This window comes from Allostella sp., assembly GCF_041913585.1.
In the GTDB taxonomy this organism is placed as follows: domain Bacteria; phylum Pseudomonadota; class Alphaproteobacteria; order ATCC43930; family Allostellaceae; genus Allostella.
The window spans coordinates 24,169-32,761 of the sequence record NZ_JAYSFE010000047.1; the positions used below are offsets into that span (position 1 = coordinate 24,169).

At 70.7% G+C, this 8,593-nt stretch carries 9 protein-coding genes; 7 read left to right on the forward strand and 2 right to left on the reverse strand.

All coding sequences use genetic code 11. The features are described from left to right. Positions 1-7 precede the first annotated feature (7 nt). Positions 8-799 carry an enoyl-CoA hydratase/isomerase family protein gene (locus ACE3Q3_RS11150; RefSeq protein ID WP_374445825.1) on the reverse strand — a complete coding sequence of 264 codons (792 nt, stop codon included), beginning with the start codon at positions 797-799 and terminating at the stop codon, positions 8-10. 87 nt (positions 800-886) lie between these two features. Between ACE3Q3_RS11150 and ACE3Q3_RS11155 the strand changes: the two genes are divergently transcribed. The 7 genes from ACE3Q3_RS11155 to ACE3Q3_RS11185 all read left to right on the forward strand — a co-directional run bounded on the left by ACE3Q3_RS11155 (position 887) and on the right by ACE3Q3_RS11185 (position 7,886). Continuing rightward, positions 887-2,065: a CaiB/BaiF CoA transferase family protein gene (locus ACE3Q3_RS11155; protein WP_374445827.1), complete on the forward strand. Its 1,179-nt coding sequence runs from the start codon at positions 887-889 to the stop codon at positions 2,063-2,065. A 46-nt stretch (positions 2,066-2,111) separates the two neighbouring features. Then, positions 2,112-3,293, forward strand: a complete 1,182-nt coding sequence (locus tag ACE3Q3_RS11160) for an ABC transporter substrate-binding protein (RefSeq protein WP_374445830.1) — start codon at positions 2,112-2,114, stop codon at positions 3,291-3,293. A 6-nt stretch (positions 3,294-3,299) separates the two neighbouring features. After that, on the forward strand, positions 3,300-4,181 hold the full coding sequence (locus ACE3Q3_RS11165) for a branched-chain amino acid ABC transporter permease (RefSeq protein WP_374445833.1): 882 nt from the start codon (positions 3,300-3,302) through the stop codon (positions 4,179-4,181). A gap of 2 nt (positions 4,182-4,183) precedes the next feature. Next, positions 4,184-5,191, forward strand: a complete 1,008-nt coding sequence (locus ACE3Q3_RS11170; protein ID WP_374445836.1) for a branched-chain amino acid ABC transporter permease — start codon at positions 4,184-4,186, stop codon at positions 5,189-5,191. Continuing rightward, the gene (locus ACE3Q3_RS11175) at positions 5,188-5,979 is read left to right on the forward strand and encodes an ABC transporter ATP-binding protein (RefSeq protein WP_374445838.1); all 792 of its coding nucleotides are present in this window, start codon (positions 5,188-5,190) and stop codon (positions 5,977-5,979) included. The genes ACE3Q3_RS11170 and ACE3Q3_RS11175 overlap by 4 nt, the downstream gene beginning before the upstream one ends. Further along, positions 5,957-6,661, forward strand: coding sequence for an ABC transporter ATP-binding protein (locus tag ACE3Q3_RS11180; protein WP_374445840.1), 705 nt, complete (start codon positions 5,957-5,959; stop codon positions 6,659-6,661). The genes ACE3Q3_RS11175 and ACE3Q3_RS11180 overlap by 23 nt, the downstream gene beginning before the upstream one ends. Before the next feature lie 91 nt (positions 6,662-6,752). Next, positions 6,753-7,886, forward strand: a complete 1,134-nt coding sequence (locus ACE3Q3_RS11185; RefSeq protein WP_374445843.1) for an MFS transporter — start codon at positions 6,753-6,755, stop codon at positions 7,884-7,886. A 21-nt stretch (positions 7,887-7,907) separates the two neighbouring features. On the opposite strand, the gene ACE3Q3_RS11190 is transcribed toward ACE3Q3_RS11185, so the two are convergent. Next, positions 7,908-8,593: class II aldolase/adducin family protein (locus ACE3Q3_RS11190; RefSeq protein ID WP_374445846.1), on the reverse strand; the 686-nt coding region annotated here is incomplete at its 5' end.

The window sequence follows — 8,593 nt, forward strand, 5'->3', positions numbered from 1 at the left end:
TTGGGATTCACTGGCCGACGAAGCGGGGCGCCCGCTTCCCGGCGAAGGCGGCCTGGCCCTCGCGGTAGTCCGCGCTGTCCATGGCGCGCGCGATCACCGCCTCGATCTCGTGCGCCTGCGCCTCGACCGTGCCGGCGGCGAGCGCGTCGAGCACCAGCTTGGCGCCGGCGATCGACAGGGGCGCGCTCGCCGCGAGTTGCCGCGCCCAGGCCTTGGCCGCGTCCAGCGCCGTGCCGGCATCCGCGACCTCGTCGATGAGGCCCATCCGCCGGCACTCGGCCAGTTCGAAGGCGCGGCCGGCGTAGAGGACGCGCTTGGCGTTGGCGAGGCCGACCTGGCGCAGGAGAAGGCTGCAGTCGAGCGGGCCGTAGACGATGCCGAGGCGCGCCGCCGGGATGCCCATGCGCGTCGTCTGGTCGCCGACCCGGAAGTCGCAGGCGAGCGCGATGCCGCAGCCGCCGCCCATCGCATAGCCGGAGACGGCGGCGATCGTCGGCCGCGGGCAGTCGCGGATGGCCCGGGTGGCGGCGTCCGCCGTCTCCTCGTAGGCGACGCCCATCGCCGAGTCGGCGCGCACGGTGGGAAATTCCGAGATGTCGGCGCCGGCACAGAAATGGCCGCCGGCGCCGGTCAGGATGACCGCCCGGACGTCCGGGCGCCGGCCGAGGTCGCCGAAGATGTCCGCCAGCCCCCGCCACATGGCGAGCGACACGGCATTGCGCCGGGCCGGGCGGTCGATGGTCACGATCGCGACGCCGTCCTCGGTCTCGACGGCCAATCCCTGCTGGCTGCCGACCACGCGGCCTCCCTCCGGTTGACGTGTTGCAAGGATGGCCATCTCGTGTACTGTATACAAGACCTTTTGCAAGACCGGGGGAGAGAGCCCGTGCCCGGAGCCCTCGCAGGCCTCACCGTCCTCGACGTCACGAACCATCTTTCCGGCCCCTACTGCGCCATGCTCCTGGGCGACCACGGGGCGGACGTCATCAAGATCGAGCGTCCCGGGACCGGCGACGACGCGCGCAAGATGCCGCCCTTCGTCGGCGGCGAAGGCGCCCCCTTCATGGTCTGGAACCGCAACAAGCGGTCGGTCGCGCTCGACCTGAAGTCCCCCGAGGGCAAGGAGGCGATGCTGCGCCTCGTCGACCGCGCCGACATCCTGATCGAGAACAACCGGCCAGGCGCGATGGACCGGCTCGGCCTCGGCTGGGAGGCGCTGCACCGGCGCAACCCGCGGCTGATCCTGGGCTCGATCTCGGGCTTCGGGCAGACCGGCCCCTACCGCGAGCGCGGCGGCTTCGACCTCGTGTCGCAGGGCATGTCGGGCCTGATGAGCGTGTGCGGCCCGGCCGACGGCCCGCCACACCGCCTGCCGATCGCGATCTCCGACGTCGCCGCCGGGATGCATCTCGCGATCGGCGTGCTCGCCGCCGTCGAGGCCCGCCACCGCACCGGTCGCGGCCAGCACGTCGAGACCTCGCTGCTCGAATCCGCGCTTTCGCTCGAAGTCTACGAGGCGGCCCACGTCTTCGCGACCGGCGGCCGGCCGGACCGGCTCGGCCAGGCGCACCGCGGCAGTTCGCCCTACCAGGCGTTCCAGACGGCGGACGGCTGGATCACCGTCGGCGCCGGCCAGCAGAATTTCTGGGAGCGGCTGACCGAGATCCTGGGCGCCCCGGAACTGGCCCGCGACGCCCGTTTCCTCACCAATGCCGACCGCGTGCGCAACAACGACGTCCTGGTCGAGGTGCTGCAGGCCTACCTCTCGACGCGGCCGTCGCAGCACTGGCTCGACGCGATGGACGCCGCCGGCATCCCGTGCGGCCCGATCCTCCATTGCGACGAGGTGCTGGCCGATCCCCACATCCTGGCCCGCGAGATGGTGGTCGAGACCGACCACCCGACGGCAGGCCGGTTCCGCACGCTGGGCGTGCCCGTGAAGATGTCCGAGACGCCGGGGTCCGTGTACCGCCCGGCGCCGCGGCTCGGCGAACACACGGCGGAGATCCTCGCCGCCGTGGGGATGGCCGATCCGGCAGAGGGGGCGAAGACCCGCCGCGCCTAGGAACGGCTCTTGCGTAGAGGCTGACCGACGAATCAGGGAGTTGGCGATGATTCTGCGACAGGCGTGGAAGGCCGGAACGGCCGGATTGCTGCTGGCGGCGGCAGCCGCCTCGACGGGCTCGGCCCAGGTACCGGGCGTGACCGCCGACACGATCAAGATCGGCTCGTTCGGGGCCCTCACCGGCCCCGGCTACCTCTACGGCAAGCTGCCGATGAACGGCATCGAGGTGGTGTTCGACGAGATCAACGCCAAGGGCGGCATCCATGGCCGCAAGCTCCAGCTCGTCCGCGAGGACGACCGCTGCGACCCCGCCTCGGCCATCGGCGCGGTCAAGAAGCTGATCCACCAGGACCAGGTCTTCGCCATGATCGGCGGCGGCTGCAGCAATGCCACCTTCGCCGCCCGCGACACCATCGACGAGGCCAAGATCCCGCTGATCGTCATGGCGTCGGTGCATGACGGCATCACGACGCCCACCCCGCCCACCATCTTCAGCGCCGCCACGACCTCGTCCATCGAGAGCCAGGCGCAGCTCCAGTACGCGATCGACCAGGGCGCCAAGCGCATCGCCGTCGTCTCGATGCGCGATTCCTGGGGCCGCGCGCGGTACAATCCGCTGATCGAGGCCTTCAAGGCCAAGAACATCAAGCCGGTGGCCGACGAGGAACTGTCGCCCGACGCCAACGACGCGACGGCGCAGGTGCTGCGCCTCAAGATGACGAACGCCGACGCCGTCATCATGCTGCTCTATCCGAAGCCGGCCGCGGTCTTCATGCGCGACGCGCAGAAGCTGGGCTTCAAGCCGCTCGCCATCGGCCAGACCGGCATCGCCGATCCGGCCGCCTTCGAGGACCAGGTCGGTTCGCCCGGCGCCACGGCCAACTTCCGCACCATCTCCATGGTCCGCCACACCCCGCAGGATCCGGCGGTCGACAAGTGGCGGAAGGCGATCGAGGCGAAGTTCCCGGGCGACCGCCTGTCGGTCTTCAACCTCTTCGGCATCGGCAGCGCCCAGGTCATGGCCGAGGCCCTGCGCCGCGCCGGCCCCGACCTCACGCGCGAGAAGCTGGTCGCCGCCCTCAACGGCCTCAAGGACTTCCAGACCGACGTCTATCCGGGTCCGATCACCTGCTCGGAGACCGACCACCGCTGCCACAAGACGCCGGCCTGGATCGCCAAGGATCCGGGCGGCCCGGTGCGCGTCCTCGGCGCCACCAAGGTCGAGTAGCCGGCCTTGCTGCTGCTCAGCTATCTGCTGCTGAGCGGAGTGACGACGGGGGCGCTCTACGCCCTCGTCGCCCTCGGCATCGTGGTCGTGAACAAGGCGACCGGCGTCATCAACTTCGCCCACGGCGAGCTCTTCATGTTCTCGGGCTTCGTCGCCTGGTCGCTGCATGTCGGGGCCGGGCTGGCCTACCCGATCGCCCTGCCGCTGGCGGTCGCGGTCGGGTTCGCGCTCGGCGTCGCCACCGACCGGATCGCCTTCCGGCCGCTCATGAAGGCGGACGTCATCAGCCTCGTCCTGGCCACGGTCGGCATCGCCTTCGTGCTGCGCGGCGTCGCCCGCGTGATCTGGGGCGGCAAGGCCGACTACCTCGCCTTCCCGCCGATCACCTCGCCCGAGCCGGTGATGCTGGGCGAGATCATGGTGATCCCGCAGCAGCTGGCGGTCCTGGCGGGCGCGATCGTCGTCATGCTGGTCTTCGCCGCCTTCTTCCGGCTGACCCGGGCCGGCAAGATGATGCAGGCGACGGCCGACAACGCCAAGGCGGCGACCCTGGTCGGCATTCGCACCGAGCGCATCTACACGCTCTCCTTCGGCACCGGCGCCGCCATCGCGGCTGCCGCCGCCGTCCTCATGGCGCCCCTGACCCTGCTCTACCCGGACATGGGCTTCGCCTTCTTCATCAAGGGCTTCGCCGCCGCCGTCCTGGGCGGGCTGACGAGCCTGCCGGGTGCGGTGCTGGGCGGGGTCACCATCGGCATCGTCGAGGCGCTGGCCGGCGGCTACATCCACTCCAGCTTCATCGAGGTCTCGGCCTTCGTGGTCATCATGTTCGTGCTGATCGTGCGGCCGACCGGGCTGCTCAGCTTCGGCCGGGTCCGGCGGGTCTGACCATGGCGATGTTCGGCCGACGTAACGTCCTGCTGGCGCTGCTCCTCCTGGGGGCGCTGGCGCCGCTCTTCGTCAACACCTACCACCTCTTCGTCGCCAACCTCATCGTCGTCTATGTCCTGCTGTCGATCGGGCTCAACGTCCTGGTCGGCTATGCGGGACAGCTGGCCTTCGCCAACGCCGCCATGTTCGGCATCGGCGCCTACGGGACCGGCCTCCTGCAGGTGCATTTCGGCCTGCCCTTCTGGCTCGCCTTCCCCGCCGGTGCGGTGATCGCGACCGCGGTCGGGCTCGCCATCTCGCTGCCGGCGCTGCGGGTGAGCGGCCTCTATCTCGCGCTCTCCACGCTCGCCTTCGCGCAGTTCACCCAGTGGGTCTTCCTGCACTGGGAGAAGGTCACCTTCGGGGCCGGCGGCTTCAAGACGCCGACCGTCTCCTTCGCGCCGCTGCCGGTGTCGAAACCGATCGGCCTCTACTATCTCAGCCTGATCCTGGCGGTCGTCCTGGTCGTCCTGGCGCAGAACCTGGTCCGCTCGCGCATCGGCCGCGCCTTCGTCGCGGTGCGCGACGGCGAGGTCGCGGCCCAGTCGCTCGGCATCGACCTCCTGCGCTACAAGGCACTCGCCTTCGGCATCTCCGGCTTCTATGCGGGAATCGCCGGCGGGCTCTATTCGGCGATGCTCAACTTCGTCTCGCCCGAGGGCTACGACCTGTTCCAGATGGTCCTGCACAAGGCGATGATCGTCGTCGGTGGCATCGCCTCGATCGGCGGCTCCGTGCTCGGTGCCATCGCCATCGTCGCGCTGCTGGAGGCGCTGCGCGAGGTCAAGGGCATCCAGGAGATCGCCTTCGGCGCCATCCTGGTGATCTTCATCCTCTTCATGCCGGGCGGCATCGCCGCCTTCCTCCGGCGCAAGATCCGCGGCTGGGACGAACCGGTGCGCCGGGTCAAGTCCGGACCGCCGCCGGCGGAGGTCGCCAAGCCGGCGGCCGGGACGGCGCAGCCATGAGCACGCCGCTCCTCGAACTCCGCGGCGTCTCCGTCGGCTTCGGCGGCGTCACCGTGCTCGACGGCATCACGATGGATGTCGGTCAGGGCGAGATCCGCGGGCTGATCGGCCCCAACGGCGCCGGCAAGACCACGCTGCTCAACGTCGTCTGCGGCATCCACCCGCCGCACCAGGGCGACGTGATGCTGGACGGCCGGTCGATCGTCGGGCGCAAGCCGAGTGCCATCGCCGCCCTCGGACTCGGACGCACGTTCCAGACCTCGCAGCTCTTCCGCGGCATGACGGTGCTGGAAAACCTGATGACCGGCCTGCACCGCCGAACCTCGACCGGGCTCCTGGGCGCCGCCTTCGGCCTCGGTTCCTGCCGCGAGGAGGAGGAACGGGCCGAGGAAGAGGCGCGCAAGGCGCTCGAGTTCATCGGCATGGCCGAGTTCGCGGACCGGCCCGGCACCGCGCTCTCGTTCGGCCAGCAGCGGGTGATCGAGATCGCCCGCACGCTCATCGGCGACCCCAAGGTGGTGCTGCTCGACGAGCCGGCGGTCGGCCTCAGCATCAACCGGCTGGCCGAGTTCGACCGGCTGCTGCGGCGCATCCGCGACGAGAAGGGCGTGACCCTCATCCTCATCGAGCATGTCATCCGCCTCGTCATGGACGTCTGCGACCGGGTGACGGTGCTCAGCACCGGCCGCGTCATCGCCGACGGCACGCCCGACGCCGTGCGCAACGACCCCGACGTCATCGAGGCCTATCTCGGGAAGGAACTCCGTGCTCGCCATTCGGCATCTTAAGGTCGCCTACGGCATCACCGAGGTGCTGCGCGACGTCTCGTTCGAGGTGCCGCAGGGCCGCATCGTGGCGCTGCTCGGCGGCAACGGATCGGGCAAGACGACCATGCTCAATACCCTGACCGGGCTGGTGAAGCCGGTCGCGGGCTCGATCATGTTCGAGGGCAAGGAATGCGCCGGGCTGGCGCCCGACGGCATCGTCCGGGCCGGCATCTGCCAGGTGCCGCAGGGGCGCGAGGTCTGGCCCGCCATGTCCGTCCACGACAACCTCGAGCTCGGCGCGGCGACCCGGCGCGACTGGGCCGGCATCCGCTCCGACCTCGACGAGGTCTACCAGATGTTTCCCAAGCTGGCGGACCGCAAGAAGCGCGCGGCCGGCAGTCTCAGCGGCGGCGAGCAGCAGATGGTGGCGATCGGTCGGGCGCTCATGGCCCGCCCGCGCTGCCTCCTGATGGACGAGCCGTCGGCGGGCCTCGCCCCCGCCATCGTCGGCGACATGGTCGACACCATCCTCGCCCTCAACCGCCGCGGCCTCACCATCCTGCTGGTCGAGCAGAACATCGGCGTCGCCGCCGCGGTCGCCGAGTACGCCCACATCCTCCAGGGCGGCGAGATCGCCTTCTCCGGCCCCGCCGCCGGCCTCGTCGACAACCCTGCGGTGCTGCGCTCCTACCTCGGGCGGTAGAACCGCCGCGAGGCTAGATGACATTTTCATGACAAGCTCGCGCCCCGCCCCTACATTCGCCGGCCGGCGAATGTAGGGGCGGGGCGGAGCGATGGCGGCGGGCGGTCAATCGGCGTGGCGGACCACGCTGCTCTCGGCCGGCGTGCTCGCCTTCGCCGGGATGGGGGACGCCCTCATCTATGTCGTGCTGCCGCTGGAGGCGGCCGCCTTCGGGCTCTCCCTCGCCTGGGTCGGAATCCTGCTCTCGGCCAACCGCTTCGCCCGCGTCCTGCTCTATGGCGAGGTCGCCCGCCTCGGCATCCGCATCGGGCCGCGCAACCTGTCGATCGCGGCCGCCGTGGCGGCGATCGTCTCGACCTTCATGTACGGGCTCGTCGAAAGCCCGTGGCTGCAGCTCGCCGCCCGGGTCGTCTGGGGTCTCTCCTTCGCCGCCCTCAACCTGACGACGCTCGCCTATGCCTGGGGCGACGGGCGCGACGGCCGTTCCGGCGCCCGCATGGGGGCGAGCCGCGGCCTGCGCCAGACCGGCCTCGCCTTCGCCTGCGCCGCCGGCGCCTGGGCCGCGGTCGCCATCGGCCCGCGCGAATCCTTCCTGCTGGTCGGCCTGATGTCGCTGCCGGCGCTGGCGCTGGCGCTGATGCTTCCCAAGGCGGAGCCGCGCCGCGCCTCCGAGGAGCGGGTGTGGACGCGGCCGGCGCCGGTCGACGTCTACATCTTCGTCTTCGGCGCCGTGATCGACGGCGGCTTCATCATGACCATGGCGGCCGTACTGGGCGAGGATGCGACCCCCGAGGGGGCGATGATCGCCGCCGGCCTGTCCTGGGCGCTGCGCTATCTCGTCGTCGTCGCCGTGGCCCCGGTCAGCGGCTTCCTCTGCGACCGCTGGGGGGCGACCCGGCTGCTGCTCGCCGCCTCGGCGGCGGTCGTCGCCGGGCTGGCGGCGGTCCCGCTCGGGGCTCCCTATGCCGGCGTCATCGCCGTCGTCGTCACCCGGGCGATGGTCGACACCACGGCGCCGATCGTCGCCGCCCAGCAGGCCCGCGGCGAGGTGATGATCGCCGTATCCCGCAACGCCACCTGGCGCGACATGGGCGCGGCCGTCGGCCCCTCGCTGGCCGGCCTGACGGTCGGTCTGGTCGCGGTCGGCCCCTACTACGCGGCGATGGCGGCGATCCTGGCGGCGGCGACCCTGTGGACGGCGCGCGCCGCCAATCGGGCGCAATGACCGGTCGGGTATCGTGGCCGGTCAGGTGTCGTAGCCCGGCATCTCGCGGTCGAGCTTGCGCAGAAGCGCCGGCCACTCCATCACGCCGTAGGGCCGGCGCGTCTGCGGCTGGTAGTTCATGTAGGTGGCGGCCAGCACGTCGTCCGGCACCGGCCGCAGCGGCTGGCCGGTGTGGAGGGCGGCGAGCTGCGCCTTGCAGGACAGTTCCAGCCGGTGCATCGCGTTGAAGGCCTCGGCGATTGTGCTGCCGGTCGTCAGCAGGCCGTGGTTGCGGAGCACCAGGGCGTTGTTGGCCCCGAGGTCGCGCACCAGTTGGTCCTGCATGGCGAGGTCGAGGACGACGCCGCGGTATTCGTGGTAGCCGATGTGGAGGAACCGCATCGCCGTCTGGTTCATCGGCAGGAGGCCGCATTCCAGCGACGACACCGCCATGCCGGGCCAGGTGTGGGTGTGGATGACGCAGTCGACGTCGGGACGGGCCTTGTGGACGGCCGAATGGATGACGAAGCCGGCGCGGTTCACGCCGTACTCGAGATCGCCGTAGGACGGGCGCGACAGGATGTTGCCCTCATGGTCGATCTTGATGAGCGACGAGGCGGTGATCTCCTCGTAGAGCATGCCGTAGGGATTGATGAGGAAGGCGCCCTCCTCGCCCGGCACCCGCGCCGAGATGTGGTTCGCCGCCATGTCGGACATGCCGTAGAGGT

What these genes read in the sequence shown, in the direction of transcription:
- ACE3Q3_RS11170 (WP_374445836.1), top strand. Translation starts at nt 4,184, where the DNA reads ATGGCGATGTTCGGCCGACGTAACGTCCTGCTGGCGCTGCTCCTCCTG.
- ACE3Q3_RS11160 (WP_374445830.1), top strand. Translation starts at nt 2,112, where the DNA reads ATGATTCTGCGACAGGCGTGGAAGGCCGGAACGGCCGGATTGCTGCTG.
- ACE3Q3_RS11185 (WP_374445843.1), top strand. Translation starts at nt 6,753, where the DNA reads ATGGCGGCGGGCGGTCAATCGGCGTGGCGGACCACGCTGCTCTCGGCC.
- ACE3Q3_RS11175 (WP_374445838.1), top strand. Translation starts at nt 5,188, where the DNA reads ATGAGCACGCCGCTCCTCGAACTCCGCGGCGTCTCCGTCGGCTTCGGC.